Annotated in this window: 14 protein-coding genes; 5 read left to right on the forward strand and 9 right to left on the reverse strand. The window is 46.1% G+C overall.

Annotated elements, in window-relative coordinates:
* Positions 1–57 precede the first annotated feature (57 nt).
* The gene (locus FD967_RS10025; RefSeq protein WP_215325914.1) at positions 58–510 is read left to right on the forward strand and encodes a PhaM family polyhydroxyalkanoate granule multifunctional regulatory protein; all 453 of its coding nucleotides are present in this window, start codon (positions 58–60) and stop codon (positions 508–510) included.
* Here FD967_RS10025 and FD967_RS10030 read toward each other — a convergent pair.
* Entirely contained in the window at positions 422–1,507 is a 1,086-nt protein-coding gene (locus FD967_RS10030) for an MBL fold metallo-hydrolase (RefSeq protein WP_215325916.1), read from the reverse strand. The two genes, FD967_RS10025 and FD967_RS10030, sit on opposite strands and share 89 nt — an antisense overlap.
* A gap of 22 nt (positions 1,508–1,529) precedes the next feature.
* Here FD967_RS10030 and FD967_RS10035 point away from each other — a divergent pair, with 22 nt between their 5' ends.
* On the forward strand, positions 1,530–1,706 hold the full coding sequence (locus tag FD967_RS10035; RefSeq protein WP_215325918.1) for a DUF1289 domain-containing protein: 177 nt from the start codon (positions 1,530–1,532) through the stop codon (positions 1,704–1,706).
* A gap of 21 nt (positions 1,707–1,727) precedes the next feature.
* On the opposite strand, the gene FD967_RS10040 is transcribed toward FD967_RS10035, so the two are convergent.
* Positions 1,728–2,711, reverse strand: a complete 984-nt coding sequence (locus FD967_RS10040) for an MDR family oxidoreductase (protein WP_215308566.1) — start codon at positions 2,709–2,711, stop codon at positions 1,728–1,730.
* A gap of 87 nt (positions 2,712–2,798) precedes the next feature.
* On the opposite strand from FD967_RS10040, the gene FD967_RS10045 reads away from it, so the two are divergent.
* The 3 genes from FD967_RS10045 to FD967_RS10055 are packed head-to-tail and all read left to right on the forward strand — an operon-like array spanning position 2,799 to position 4,278.
* Complete coding sequence (locus FD967_RS10045) at positions 2,799–3,083, forward strand: hypothetical protein (RefSeq protein WP_215325920.1); 285 nt, start codon at positions 2,799–2,801, stop codon at positions 3,081–3,083.
* A 21-nt stretch (positions 3,084–3,104) separates the two neighbouring features.
* Complete coding sequence (locus FD967_RS10050) at positions 3,105–3,593, forward strand: flavin reductase family protein (RefSeq protein WP_215325922.1); 489 nt, start codon at positions 3,105–3,107, stop codon at positions 3,591–3,593.
* Between the two features lie 22 nt (positions 3,594–3,615).
* A complete protein-coding gene (locus FD967_RS10055) occupies positions 3,616–4,278 on the forward strand; it encodes a glutathione S-transferase family protein (RefSeq protein ID WP_215325924.1) in 663 nt (220 codons plus the stop codon).
* 94 nt (positions 4,279–4,372) lie between these two features.
* Here the strand turns inward: FD967_RS10055 and FD967_RS10060 are convergent, their stop codons facing one another.
* The 7 genes from FD967_RS10060 to FD967_RS10090 all read right to left on the reverse strand — a co-directional run bounded on the left by FD967_RS10060 (position 4,373) and on the right by FD967_RS10090 (position 13,394).
* A complete protein-coding gene (locus FD967_RS10060; RefSeq protein WP_215325926.1) occupies positions 4,373–7,408 on the reverse strand; it encodes an efflux RND transporter permease subunit in 3,036 nt (1,011 codons plus the stop codon).
* A gap of 7 nt (positions 7,409–7,415) precedes the next feature.
* The gene (locus FD967_RS10065) at positions 7,416–8,555 is read right to left on the reverse strand and encodes an efflux RND transporter periplasmic adaptor subunit (RefSeq protein ID WP_215327265.1); all 1,140 of its coding nucleotides are present in this window, start codon (positions 8,553–8,555) and stop codon (positions 7,416–7,418) included.
* Positions 8,556–8,724: 169 nt separating this feature from the next.
* A complete protein-coding gene (locus tag FD967_RS10070) occupies positions 8,725–10,260 on the reverse strand; it encodes an efflux transporter outer membrane subunit (RefSeq protein WP_215325927.1) in 1,536 nt (511 codons plus the stop codon).
* A 145-nt stretch (positions 10,261–10,405) separates the two neighbouring features.
* Complete coding sequence (locus tag FD967_RS10075) at positions 10,406–11,269, reverse strand: pirin family protein (RefSeq protein ID WP_215325928.1); 864 nt, start codon at positions 11,267–11,269, stop codon at positions 10,406–10,408.
* A 30-nt stretch (positions 11,270–11,299) separates the two neighbouring features.
* Complete coding sequence (locus tag FD967_RS10080) at positions 11,300–11,857, reverse strand: flavodoxin family protein (RefSeq protein ID WP_215325929.1); 558 nt, start codon at positions 11,855–11,857, stop codon at positions 11,300–11,302.
* A 54-nt stretch (positions 11,858–11,911) separates the two neighbouring features.
* Positions 11,912–12,328: a MarR family winged helix-turn-helix transcriptional regulator gene (locus FD967_RS10085; RefSeq protein ID WP_215325930.1), complete on the reverse strand. Its 417-nt coding sequence runs from the start codon at positions 12,326–12,328 to the stop codon at positions 11,912–11,914.
* An 82-nt stretch (positions 12,329–12,410) separates the two neighbouring features.
* Entirely contained in the window at positions 12,411–13,394 is a 984-nt protein-coding gene (locus tag FD967_RS10090) for an HD-GYP domain-containing protein (RefSeq protein ID WP_215325931.1), read from the reverse strand.
* Position 13,395: the final 1 nt, after the last annotated feature.

The following is a 13,395-nucleotide window of genomic DNA, read 5'->3' on the forward strand; positions in this document are numbered from 1 at the left end:
TAGAATCCTCTATTGTATTGGCAATAAGCCACTTTTATCTGACCCGGAGCCGCCCCTATGTTTGGAACTATCCCAGAATTCAATCAAAGCCTTGAAATGATGAAAACCATGTGGGGTCAGGGAGCGGGCGGGCAAACGCCAGGTCAATTCCCCTTCACCACGGACGCCGCCAAGGCTGCCGGGGGCTTTGGCTCAGCATTTCCAGGGCTTGATACCGACGAACTTGAAAAGCGCATCAAAGATCTGAAAAGCGTTGAAAACTGGCTTAACCTGAACCTCAATATTTTGAAGTCCACCATTCAGGGGCTAGAAGTGCAGCATGCCACCATGATGGCGCTCAAATCCTTTGGGGATGCCGTTTCAGCAAGCGCCACTGCTGCCACTGGTGAAACCTCTAAAGACTCTGGAACGAAGAAAGCTTCTAAACCACGCAAAACCGCAACACGCCGTCGTCGCAAAGCTGGCGACTCAACTTTCCTCGACGAAGTAGGTAATTCAGATGGGCAATAGCCTCGCCCATAGCAAATGTCATTTGGTGAATATCTAGTTCACGCCTAAATAAAACCGGCACTATCTCACGAGCAGTTGCCGGTTTTTCACATGCCCCCAGTGTTTCCGCCAAGCGCTCATCATGATGCGCCTTTAACTGACCAATCCGCGGCTTCATTCCGGTGAAAGGCTTGCCATGTGATGGCAGCACCAGAGTGTCATCGGGTAAGGGCAGGTATCGATCCAAGGAACTCAAATACAGGCCCAAGGGATCTGCATCTGGATCTGCATCGTAAACACTGACATTGGTAGAAATGCGCGGCAACAGCATGTCTCCAGAAATCAACACTCCTAAATCTTTACAAAATAATGAAGCATGCTCAGGTGCATGACCAAATCCCATAATCACCTGCCACTCATGTCCGGCAATCAAAATCATTTCGCCATCAATGATGCGGCGATATTGCCGTGGCACACCCGGAACCATATTGCTGTAGTAATTCGAGCGAGCACGAATTTTTTCTAAATCTTCTGGTGCAATGAGTCCATGTTTTTGAAAGTGGTCAGCAGATCCACCGCCACCAGCACGTGCACCAACCGCAGCTCCACCCTCTTTATGGCTAAGCCATTGCGCAGTTAAATAATCTGTCATAGAAATCCAGAGTGGTGCTTGCCACTTCTCACAGAGCCATTGAGATAGTCCCACATGGTCTGGATGCATATGGGTCACAATCACCCTCAACACTGGTAAGCCTTCTAGTTGCGTAGCAAAGATCTGATCCCAGGCTGCTCTTGTCTCATCATTAGCAATGCCACAATCTACGATGGTCCAGCCTTGAACACCTTCAAACTCATCCCGAAGCAGCCATAGGTTAATGTGATCCAAAGCAAACGGTAAGCGCATCCGCAGCCAGCGTACACCTGGTGCGACCTCTATTGAACTGCCCGCTTCCGGTAAAGTATCCGCTAGGGGATAATGAATAGCGCTCAAATCGCTGGATTGGTTTTTAATATTCATCTATTTCTATTTTAGGTTTGCTTTGATAACAGCTCCATCACCTTGCATCAACTGGTGTGACATCAACCCCGACAATGGTTTTTGCCGTGGTTGCTATCGCTCACTCCCTGAGATTGCAAATTGGTCTGAACTTTCCAACTCAGATAAGCTTGAGGTTTTAGAAAAACTGAAAGCACGAAAACCTCAAGCTCCACAGTAAGCACTGTTCATTCCCAAATGCTTATTTATTTACATCCACAATTAAACGGCCGCGCACATTGCCAGCCATCAGCTCTGCAGCGTACTTTATAGAATCTTCTAAATGAATTTCGTGAGAGATCTCTTCTAAAGTTTTGAGATCTACCAACTTACTTAACTGCTCATAAGCCGCAATACGCTTTGCTTTTGCTACTGTCACACTATTAATGCCATACAAAGTTACGCCACGCAAAATGAATGGCGCAACAGTCGATGGAAAATCCATGCCTTGAGCAAGACCGCAAGCGGCAACTGCGCCATCGCTCTTGGTTTGAGCGCAGGCGTTAGCCAATGTATGACTACCAACGCTATCCACCACTGCCGCCCAACGCTCTTTTGCTAAAGGCTTGCCAGGAGCCGACAGTGCAGCACGATCAATCACTTCACTAGCGCCCAATTTCTTCAAATAATCAGCCTCAGAGATACGTCCGGTACTGGCAACCACGGTAAAGCCCAACTTACTCAAAAGAGTAATGGCAAAACTACCTACCCCACCTGCAGCGCCAGTCACCAATACCTCGCCATCACTGGGCTTCAAGCCATGCTTTTGTAAAGCCATCACGCACAGCATTGCTGTATAGCCAGCGGTACCAATAGCCAAAGCTTGCTTAGCAGTAAAGCCCTTAGGTAAGGGAATAAGCCACTCTGACTTCACACGTGCTTGCTGCGCTAAACCACCCCAATGACCCTCGCCAACGCCCCAGCCATTAAGCAGCACCATGTCGCCAACTTTAAATTCTGGGCTAGCGCTCTCTAAGACCTCTCCCGCAAAATCAATCCCGGGCACCATCGGAAAGCTGCGCACTACCGGGCCTTTACCAGTAATTGCCAAGCCATCTTTGTAGTTCAGCGTGGAGTAGAGCACCTTAACCTTGACATCGCCCTCAGGCAAGCTAAGCTCATCGACTTGAGCAAGCTCAGCCCGATAACCTTGATCATCTTTATTTACCAAAATAGCCTTAAACATGTCTCTTCCTTTTAAAAGCGCTGCATTCTCCACAGCAAATACATAATAGGTTTATCCTAACGAGCATTGCTGATTATGGAGGTTTCCATGAAAAAAATTCTACTATTAACTACAACTTGTGGTCTAGCACTCATTGGGTGCTCATCGAGCCAAATTAATATGTCTATGGGCAATATGCGCTTGATCACCTCCAGCGCCGCACCGCAAGAGGTAATGGATTTTGCCAGCACAACTTGTAAAAACGACTTTTACCAAGGTGCAAGCTTTCTTTCTAAGGCCGGCAAGGAATATCGCTTTAAATGCGTCAAAGCTGAAGAGAACGAAATTCTCATCCCGATTCCAGGCACTACCATTCCGGCCGCAACGAAGTAAGCCACCAAACAAATAAGCAAGATGACCCCATTTACCTCCCAAGAGCTCCGCAAGGGCTTCTCCTCCTTTGCAACCGGGGTCACAGTGATTACCTGCCTAGATGCGAACCAGCATGCTCATGGCATCACCATCAGTTCTTTCAATACGGTTTCCTTGGAGCCGCCACTGATTTTATGGAGCCTCAAGAAGCATTCGCACTTGATGCCCAATTTTGAAGTGGGTCACAAACAATTAATTCATGTACTAAAGCGCTCGCAAGAGGCCATGGCGATGCACTTTGCCACCGTGAAAGAAAATCAGTTCACCAGCATCCCCCATAAAATTTCAGCAAGTGGGCTTACCCAAATTGAAGGGTGCTGCGCTTACTTTGAATGCGAGACCGTATCAGTGCATACCGGCGGTGACCATAACATCATTGTTGCCAAAGTCCTCAACCTAAAGCACACTCAATCAAGTGATCCACTCATATTTGCACATAGCAAATTTATGGGTTTAGATTCATCACTATAAAAATACTCCAATAGGAATTGAAATGATGCGTTTATGGGGAAGAAAAAGTTCGATCAATGTACAAAAAGTATTGTGGTGCCTTGCAGAGTTAGGGTTGGAAGAAGGTAAAGATTTTGAACGCATTGATGCTGGCCTTCATTTTGGGAAAAATCGTACGCCTGAATTTCTAGCGCTCAATCCTAATGGTTTGGTGCCAACCTTAGAAGATGCCGATCTTGTACTTTGGGAATCCAATACGATCTTGCGATACCTTGTTCGTCAGTACGATCTATCGAAGCGCTTAACCAGCGATATTGCCTCTCAATATCAGTCTGAGAAGTGGATGGACTGGCAACTCGGAACTATGTGGCCAGCCTTACGCACCGCCTTTTTAGGGCTAACTCGTACGCCAGAAAACGAGCGAAACAACGAAGCAATTCGCAAGTCTTATCAAGATAGCAATGCACTATTCACCTTGCTGGATCAGCAACTGGCAAGCCAGCACTATTGCTCTGGAAACACATTCAGTGTTGGGGATATTCCGCTAGCACTTTGCGTAAGCCGTTGGATTCTGTTGAATCAAACCTTCCCAAACCAAACTGGTCCTCGCCCTTCTTTACACAATATAGATGCATGGATGCAGCGCATAGAAGCGGAAACAAAGTACAGTGTGGTTGCAGAAAAAGAACTGAATATTGTGAAGTAAGGCAAAGCCCTCTTAAGCATAAGAATTGAGGGTCTCAATTAGAAAAGGGTGAACTAAGTTCACCCTTTTTCTCTTTTTCTCTTTTACTAATAAGTTATTGTTGCTTGAATTTTTTCTGATGGTGGTCTGCGCCAATAAATAAGTACATGGCTGGTACTACAAAAAGTGTAAACAGCGTTCCAATTGATAGGCCAGTAAAGATCACGATCCCCATGGATTGACGGCCCGCAGCGCCTGCACCAGATGCAATCACTAGAGGCACTACGCCCAATACCATCGCAGCAGTCGTCATCAAGATCGGGCGCAAACGCACACTACTAGCTTCTATGATCGCATCCAACTTACTGCGACCAGCCTCTTGTAACTCATTAGCAAATTCCACAATCAAAATGCCGTGCTTACTAATCAGCCCCATCAACGTAACCAGTCCAACCTGGGTATACACATTTAAGGTTGTGAATCCCAAATTAATAAAGATCAGCGCCCCAAACAAAGCGAGTGGTACTGAAACCAAAATGACGATTGGGTCGCGGAAGCTTTCAAACTGCGCGGCCAAGACTAAGAACACAATTAAAATCGCAAAGAACATAGTCACTAAGAAACCGCCGGACTCTGCCATGAACTGACGGGACGGGCCAGCGTAATCCATGGTGTAACCGTTCGGCGCAACCTCTTTCAAAGTTTGACGCATAAACTCCAGTAAATCTGCTTGAGAAATAAATGGAGTGCTCACACCAAATATTGTCGCTGAGTTGAGCTGCTGAAAGTGATTAATAGACTGCGGTACTACTCTTTGCTTAATTGTTGCGATCGTACGGGCCTGAATCATCTGTCCACTAGGGGTACGTATGTAATAGTCCAGGATTTGATCTGGGTTTAAGCGGTCTACTTGCTTGACTTGCGGAATGACGCGATAAGAGCGGCCAGCAACAGAGAAGTAATTAACATAGCCGCCGCCCAGGGCAGCAGATAGTGCACTTCCAACTTGCTGCTGGGTCATGCCCAGTGCCGCTACTTTTTCACGATCAATTTCCAAAACATCTTGTGGTTTATCAATCTTCAAATCAGAGTCTACGAAAAAGAAGTTGCCGCTACGACGCGCCTTATCCAACACTGCTTGGGATACCTCGTTTAACAATTCGTAAGACTCGGTGGTATTAATCACTACTTGAACAGGCAAGCCCTGTGCGCCAGGCAATGCCGGGAACTGGAAGGCTGCTACGCGAGCACCTGCGATCGAATTCCACTTACTCTGCATATCTTCTTGGAACTTAGTAGCATTGCGACTGCGTTGATCCCAATCTTTTAGTAAGACACCACCAAAGCTGCTTGTTGGACTGGTGATCTGGAACATCTGCTCATACTCAGGCTCCGCTGCTGATATTTGATAAATCTGATCAGCATAAGTCTGCATCTGATTGACTGTACTGTTAGGCGGCCCCGAAGCCTGCATCAACACAATACCCTGGTCTTCTGTTGGCGCTAATTCAGAACGTGCAGTGGAGTAAAGATAAGCCACCCCACCCAGCAAAATTACACCCATCACAATAATGACCTGCCAAGTACTCAAGAGTTCCCGCAAAGTAGCTTGATAACTGTGATGTACTTTTTCAAAAATACGATCAATCTTTTGAACAAACGGAGAAGCCTCTTGTTCTTCAGTAAAGATACGTGAACACATCATCGGGGAAAGCGTCAAGGCAATCAATCCAGATACTGCCACTGCACTCGCTAAGGTAAAGGCAAACTCAGTAAAGAGCGCGCCCGTCAACCCACCCTGAAAGCCAATCGGAATATACACCGCGATCAGCACAATCGTCATTGCCAAAATAGGGCCGCCCAATTCACGCGCAGCAATTAAAGATGCCTCTAGCGGAGACTTGCCTTCCTTCATATGGCGGTCCACGTTCTCGACCACAATAATGGCATCGTCGACTACCAAACCAATTGCTAAGACCAGAGCAAGCAGTGTCAGTAAATTAATGGAGTAACCCAAGACTTGCATTAAGAAGAATGTGCCAATAAGAGAAAGTGGCATCGCAATCACTGGTACTGCAACTGCGCGTGCACTTCCCAAGAATAGATAGATCACCACTGTCACAATTAACAGCGCTTCTAATAATGTGGCCACTACTTCATCAATCGAGGTGGTAATGAACTTAGTAGAGTCGTACACCACCTTACCAGACATACCAGTTGGCAATTGCTTCTGAATATCTGGCACGGCGGCACGAACTCGTGCAGCTACATCGAGCAAGTTCGCCTGTGGTGCCACCTTGATCGCGATAAATACTGACCTCTTACCGCTAAATGCGACGTTGGTGTTGTAATCCTCGGAGCCCATAGTCACGCTAGCGACTTGATCCAAATACACAATATTGATGCCATCTTTTTTGATAACTAACTTGCGGAACTCATCAAGCGTATGCAGATCTGTGCCCGCGACCAAGTCCACTGCAACCATGTCGCCTTTTGTACTGCCAACTGCAGATAAATAGTTATTAGCTGCCATGGCGCTATAGACATCATCCGCGCCCACACCAAGCCCAGCCATCTTCTCGCGATCGAGCCAAGCGCGCAGAGCAAACTTTCTGCCACCAGTAATTTCAGCGTTTTGGACACCGTCTATAGAATCTAGCTTTGGTTTCACTACCCGCAACAAGTAATCGGTAATCGCGTTGTTTGGAATATCGTCACTATAAAAACCCATGTACATGGCTGCAGTCGATTGACCAATTTGTACAGTGAGTACAGGTTGTTGGGCTTGCGGTGGTAGTTGATTCTTGACCGAGCTAATTTGGGTCTGGATCTGCGTCAATGCCGCATTGGAATCGTAGTTCAGCTTGAGGGTAGCGGTAATAGTTGAGAGGCCACTCACGCTCATGGATGACAAATAATCAATGCCCTGAGACTGGGCAATCGCTGTCTCTAAAGGCTGTGTAATAAATCCTGCAATCGTCTCTGGATCAGCGCCGTAGTAGGCCGTCGTAATCGTAACAATGGCATTTTGGGTTTGCGGATATTGATTAACCGGCAAGGATCCCACTGCCTTCAAACCAAACACCAGGACGAGTGCGCTCACTACCAGCGAGAGCACTGGCCTACGAATAAATATGTCAGTCCAATTCATCTAGGACTTATTCCTGTGGCTGTGGGTTTGGTGAATTAGCCGGTAGCACCTTGTTATTCACAATCAGCGGGGTTCCATTCTTCAACTTGAGCTGACCGCTAGTAACAACCGTGGAACCTTCATCAACCCCTTTGAGAATCGCCACCTGATCCCCACGTGTTGGCCCAGTAGTCACAAAGACTTGTTGAGCCTCAAGTGCTGGCTTGCCCTGCTTATCTTTTTTACCAGTTGGCTTAGCAATAAAGACCGTTGACCCATATGGGTTATAGGTCACAGCGGTTTGTGGCAAGGTCAGCATCTTCATCTGATCGCCTAACTTGATATTCACATTAGCAAACATGCCCGGTAAGATCTTTTTATCTGGATTGGCTAGCTGAGCCTCAATCTGAATATTACGTGTATTCGTATCGACCTTCGGGCTGACGGCAGTAATCTTGCCACTAAAGCTTGCACCCTTGAATGCATCAGTCGTCACCACAATTTCTTGTCCAACCTGTATCTGTTCGGCGTTACTTTGCGGGAGATTGAAGTCCACAAAAATCGGATCCAAGGTTTGTAGAGTCAGCAACTTATCACCCGGGTTCACAAACTGACCAGGGTTGATCATCACAATACCAACGCGTCCACTGAAAGGGGCCTTTAAATTTTTCTTAGCAACTAAAGCAGTTTGCTGCTCCACCTGAGCCTGCTTAGACTTTGCATCCGCTTTACTAGTATCGAATACGTTCTTACTAATCGCCTGAATCTCTAGCTGCTGTCTATCGCGCTCATTAATTACTTGAGCCAAATCTGCCATTGCTTTTAAAGAATTAAGTTGGGCAACATCAGAAGCATCATTCAATTTAATGAGCAATTCACCCTCTTTAACATCCATGCCGGATTTAATAGGTACGTTTTGAACTAAGCCACCAATTTCAGTGCTGAGCTCTACACCTCTGAATGCACGCACATTACCAACGCTAGATAATTTAGGTTGCCAGGCTGTCGTTTCCACAACCATCGTAGAAACCGTTGCTGGCGGCAAACCCATGCCAGCAATAAAGTACTTAATCATGAATGTCTTGAGTTGGTTAAATCCAAAAATCAAACCTAACAACAAAAATACACCGCACAACATAATGGTCATGCGTCGACCCAAGGGGGTCATAGACTGCAGTTTTGCATTAATCTTGCTGCGCATGAATCGTTCGCGTAAGCGCACCCAAAATCCCTTTGTCTTTTCCCAAAGATCAATGAGCCTCTCGCGAAGTTTCCACTCCATCGCCTTCACAAGCATCCAAGCCCACAAGGCAACTGCAATAGCAGTTACTTTGGTTTTAATTGTTTCCAGAAGTTTCATTTTGATCTTTGTTCGTCATGGCTTTTGGTTGAAAGGCTGGGCCGGCACGATTCCACCAACCGCCGCCCAATGCTGCAAATAACGCCGCTGTGTCAGAGAATCGGGTCGCTTGCGCAGAAACCGATTTGACTTTAGCGATTTGATATTGATTTTGGTAATAGAGGACAGCCAAGTAGCTGGCAGTACCTAACTTGTATTGCTGCTGTACCAAATCTAAAGTTTCATAAGCATAGCGTTCAGCATCCGATGCAGACTTTAATGCTTGAGCGCCAGTTTCTAAAGCACGTAAAGAGTCAGCCACTTCTTGAAAAGCCTTGAGCACAGTAGCTTGATATTGAAAAACTGCTTGTTCGTAATTGGCCATCGCGCCACGGCGTTGCGCCAATAACTGTCCACCCTGAAAGAGCGGCTGAAAGATACCGCCAGCAATAGACCATAGAGTGGCATTCGGCCCAAATAAGGCTGAGCTTGTTAATGCTGCGGAGCCAATAGCGCCCGTGATATTAAATTGTGGCAATAAATTGGCAGTAGCAACTCCTACCAAAGCGTTTGTAGCCTTGAGTTGCGCTTCTGCTGCGCGCACGTCTGGTCGCTGACGTACCAAGCTCGATGGCACGGAGAGTGGCAGCTTCTCTGGCAAATGCAAAGACTTTAAGTCAAACTTGGTGATGTTGGCATTACTTGGTAACTCACCCACCAATACTGCCAACTGATTACGCGCAAACGAAAGATTGCGTTCATAAGTAAATAAATCGACTTGCGAGTTAGAGACCAAAGTTCTTTGTGAGGTCACATCCACTCGAGAGACTGTGCCAATTGCTAATTGCTTTTCTGTTACCTCAGCTAAATTCGTTTGCGCCTTCAAAATTTCTTCAGTAGCCTGCATCTGTGCTCGCAAAGCAGCTTCTCGTACCGCGCCGGTAACGATATTGGCCGTCAAAGAAAGATAGGCGCCTTCTAGCTGAAACTGCGCAATTTCCTCTTTTGCTCTAGCGCTTTCAACTGCCCGGCGTGCGCCACCAAAGACATCGAGCTTATAAGTGACATTTACAGAAGCGTTATAGAGGTTGTACGTATCGGATCCGAAAGGCAAGCCATAAATAGCGGAAGGCTGTAACTGCCGTGTGGCACCGCCATTTAAACCAACGGCTGGGAAATACTGTCCACCAATTTGTGCATTGACATTTTCTTGGCTCGCACGTAGCGCAGCATCAGCAGCGCCTAAATTGGGGTTCTGCTGCAAAGCTTTTTTAATCAATACATCCAGCTCGGGTGACTTAAACAATTCCCACCACTGAGCCTCGATATCCGCACCCTCAATAAACTCTTGGTCCGTTCCACCAGGCACTCCAGGTGCAGTGGCTAATTTCTGAGTCAGGGAAGTTTCGGTGTATCTAGATGTATTAGGGGCATCCGGCTGTTTAAAGTCTGGACCTACCGCACAGGCAGAGAGGAGTCCCGCAGAAATTAGCGGGAGCCAACGCAAAATAAAGAAATCTTTTGAATCAAACATGAAGTGGAACAAATATCCTTTTCTACAAGAGTTATTTGAACACACTTTTCTAAACCAGTCTGTGTAACACCTTGATTTAAATAATGAATTTTGTACACAGCTAAACATAGAAGTCAAACGGATTTTTTACACACCAAGAATCTTCTTAGTGCGCAATTCTTCCAAAGCTTCCACTATTGAAATCCTGCATTGCCTGAGCAATCTCTTCTTTGGTATTCATGACAAAGGGGCCGTAACCAACAATGGGTTCATCAATAGGCTCGCCACTCAGTAACAGGGCAATAGAGTCTTCCAGCACATTAACTTGAATATCCTGACCTTGATTGCTAAACATCAACATCTGGGCATCCTTGGCTACCACTCCCTGACCCGCCTCAATAGCACCCTTAAGCACGACTAGAGATACATTCCAACCCTCAGATACGGGGATATTCATTGAACCTTTTTTTAGCTTCAGATCAATCACATTCATAGGGGTAAATGTATGAGCAGGACCTTGATGGCCATTAAAGTCCCCGGCGATGATACGAGCCCGTCCTGACCCATTCATCAGATTAATTGCAGGGATCTGCTTATCCAGAATGGCTTGATAGCCCGGCTTAGTCATTTTCAGTTTTGCTGGCAAATTCACCCACAACTGCACCATATTCAGAGTTCCACCATTTTTGGCAAATCCTTCAGAATGAAACTCTTCATGCAAGATGCCAGAGCCGGCAGTCATCCACTGCACATCGCCAGGACCAATGATGCCGCCCTGACCTGTGGAATCCTTGTGCGCTACTTCGCCCTCATAAACGATCGTGACAGTTTCAAAACCGCGATGGGGGTGTGAGCCTACGCCCTTACGTTCAGTTGTTGAGGGAAACTCCGCTGGACCTGCATAGTCCAGCATTAAGAATGGGCTCATTTGCATTCCCAAATCTTGATAGAAAAACAAGGTGCGCACAGGAAAGCCATCGCCAACCCAGTGGCCTTGATCATTACCTTGTAAACCAATGAGTTTTTTCATCATTCCCCCAATTTTCTCTATTACTGATTCTTACTTTGCTTGTAGTTGACCGGCAATCTTCGCAATACGCTCGCCATAGAGACGTGCGGTTTCTAAGTCGCCCACATTCACTTCATCAGCACTTGCATCTGAAGGTGTTTGCATCATCGCGCCAGCGGATGAACCTACATAGTTCACATCATCACGCTTTGCAGCTTTAGAATTCGAAGGCATCAAACCAGTACCCACCCAAATGCCTGAATGCTGCATGGCAAGAGTAAAGAAATAATGCAAGGTGGAGTGCTTGTCACCATTCATCGTGGCAGAGTTAGTAAAGCCACCAAATATTTTATCTTTCCACTGCTGTGAAAACCATTGCTTAGAACTTGCATCAGCGAACTTCTTGAACTGCCAGCTTACTGTACCCATATAGGTTGGCGATCCGAATACGATGGCATCAGCAGTATTTAATGTTTCCCACTGCGCGTCAGTAATATTGCCTTCGGCATCAATAACCACTAATGTGCCATTGGCACCTTTAGCTAGGGCTTCAGCCTGTTTAACAGTGTGGCCATAACCACTATGAAATACAACGGCTACTTTAGTCATGATCTTTTCCTTTTAAAAATTGAATTTTTTGATGCTGGTAGGTGCAATCTCTATTTAGTTAAATATTGCTTTAACCTCTTTTAAAACTGTTACTGCTTGTTCTAATTCTTTCTTGCCGAGCTTTCCGAAGGCTTTACCGAGATACTCGACATGCTCCGGGAATACCTTCTTGAATAATTTATCACCGGCTTTTGAGAGACCAATCTTGTAGCTACGGCCATCCTCGTCATTCATCAATTTTTCTATAAGCCCTTTAGTCTCAAGTCTTTCCAAGACACCCGTCATGGTGCCTTTAGAAATCAGCGTTTTCTCCCCCAACTCCTTACAAGTCATCGGCGGCTGATTACCTAGGGTCGCAACAATGTCAAACTGAGTCATTGTTAAACCCATCTCCTTGATGTGTTCAGCCGAATGTGCCTCAAATGCCTGATACGCCTGAACCAATGCCTTAACAAGTGATAGGTGATTCATGGGTTTACCTCAATTTAGTCTGTATACGTACTAGTTTAGTACTAGTTCGTACTAAATGCAAGGTTTTGATTCTTTTAGGTTGTCATGAGCCATCTCGGTGCTGATGAGCAATAGCTTGGAAGCTTTCTTGCTCTGCAATAAATGCATCTACAACCAAAGGGTCAAAACGCACCCCTTTGTTGCGGATAATTTCTTGGGTTGCTTCTTCATGGGTCCATGCTTTTTTATATACCCGCACACTTACCAAGGCATCATACATATCAGCTACGGACATTATTCTTGCAGCCAAGGGAATGGCATCACCCTTCAATCCATCGGGATAGCCGTTACCATCCCAATATTCGTGATGCCCTCCAGCAATTTGAATGGCCACCTCCATTACATCCATCACTCGACTAGCCTCATTATCAGAAGAGCGCAGAACATCCATGCCAATCACTGGATGGGTTTTCATAATCTCCCACTCAGCATCAGTTAGCGGGCCAGGCTTATGAAGAATTTGATCTGGAATGCCCACCTTACCTATATCGTGAAGGGGTACAGCTTTGAAAATAAGTTCGATAGTACGGCTATTAAGTTCATTTTTGAAGCACCCCATCTTCCTCAGCCTCAAGGCAAGATTTTTAGCATAGTTTTGCGTCCGGATAATGTGATTACCCGTTTCATTATCTCTAGCCATGGCCAGGGCATTCAGAGTCGAAAGCAATTGCTTCTCAGATTGAGCAGCCTTTTTATTGGCTAGTCCTAATTTAATAATGAGGGCAACTAATTCAGCTGCACGCTTTGTTTTCTCCTCATTCTGAAAGAGAAGCTCTTTATTGCCAATCACCAGTTCGGCTATACGCTTTGCCTTCTCTGAGTTTGCTATGGCTAGCTCAGCGACTCGCTTACCCTTTTCTTTCTTTTGATGCACTACCTCGACATTGGCAACGATTAATTCATCTGCCAGCTCATTGGTAATGTTTATAGATTGAGCAGCCTTTTCAGCCACCTCTTTGTTCGAGGCAATCAATTCCTCGCTAGTCGGTACAGAAGCGTCGACTTTCTCGTCATCTGGCTTAGTCATT

Origin of the sequence: Polynucleobacter sp. JS-Mosq-20-D10, from assembly GCF_018687755.1 — a bacterium.
Taxonomy (GTDB): Bacteria; Pseudomonadota; Gammaproteobacteria; order Burkholderiales; family Burkholderiaceae; genus Polynucleobacter.

Bases quoted from the DNA above. Each gene is read 5' to 3' on its own strand.
- FD967_RS10025 (WP_215325914.1), top strand. From the start codon at position 58: ATGTTTGGAACTATCCCAGAATTCAATCAAAGCCTTGAAATGATGAAA.
- FD967_RS10030 (WP_215325916.1), bottom strand. From the start codon at position 1,507: ATGAATATTAAAAACCAATCCAGCGATTTGAGCGCTATTCATTATCCC.
- FD967_RS10040 (WP_215308566.1), bottom strand. From the start codon at position 2,711: ATGTTTAAGGCTATTTTGGTAAATAAAGATGATCAAGGTTATCGGGCT.
- FD967_RS10045 (WP_215325920.1), top strand. From the start codon at position 2,799: ATGAAAAAAATTCTACTATTAACTACAACTTGTGGTCTAGCACTCATT.
- FD967_RS10050 (WP_215325922.1), top strand. From the start codon at position 3,105: ATGACCCCATTTACCTCCCAAGAGCTCCGCAAGGGCTTCTCCTCCTTT.
- FD967_RS10055 (WP_215325924.1), top strand. From the start codon at position 3,616: ATGATGCGTTTATGGGGAAGAAAAAGTTCGATCAATGTACAAAAAGTA.
- FD967_RS10060 (WP_215325926.1), bottom strand. From the start codon at position 7,408: ATGAATTGGACTGACATATTTATTCGTAGGCCAGTGCTCTCGCTGGTA.
- FD967_RS10065 (WP_215327265.1), bottom strand. From the start codon at position 8,555: ATGACCCCCTTGGGTCGACGCATGACCATTATGTTGTGCGGTGTATTT.
- FD967_RS10070 (WP_215325927.1), bottom strand. From the start codon at position 10,260: ATGTTTGATTCAAAAGATTTCTTTATTTTGCGTTGGCTCCCGCTAATT.
- FD967_RS10075 (WP_215325928.1), bottom strand. From the start codon at position 11,269: ATGAAAAAACTCATTGGTTTACAAGGTAATGATCAAGGCCACTGGGTT.
- FD967_RS10080 (WP_215325929.1), bottom strand. From the start codon at position 11,857: ATGACTAAAGTAGCCGTTGTATTTCATAGTGGTTATGGCCACACTGTT.
- FD967_RS10085 (WP_215325930.1), bottom strand. From the start codon at position 12,328: ATGAATCACCTATCACTTGTTAAGGCATTGGTTCAGGCGTATCAGGCA.
- FD967_RS10090 (WP_215325931.1), bottom strand. From the start codon at position 13,394: ATGACTAAGCCAGATGACGAGAAAGTCGACGCTTCTGTACCGACTAGC.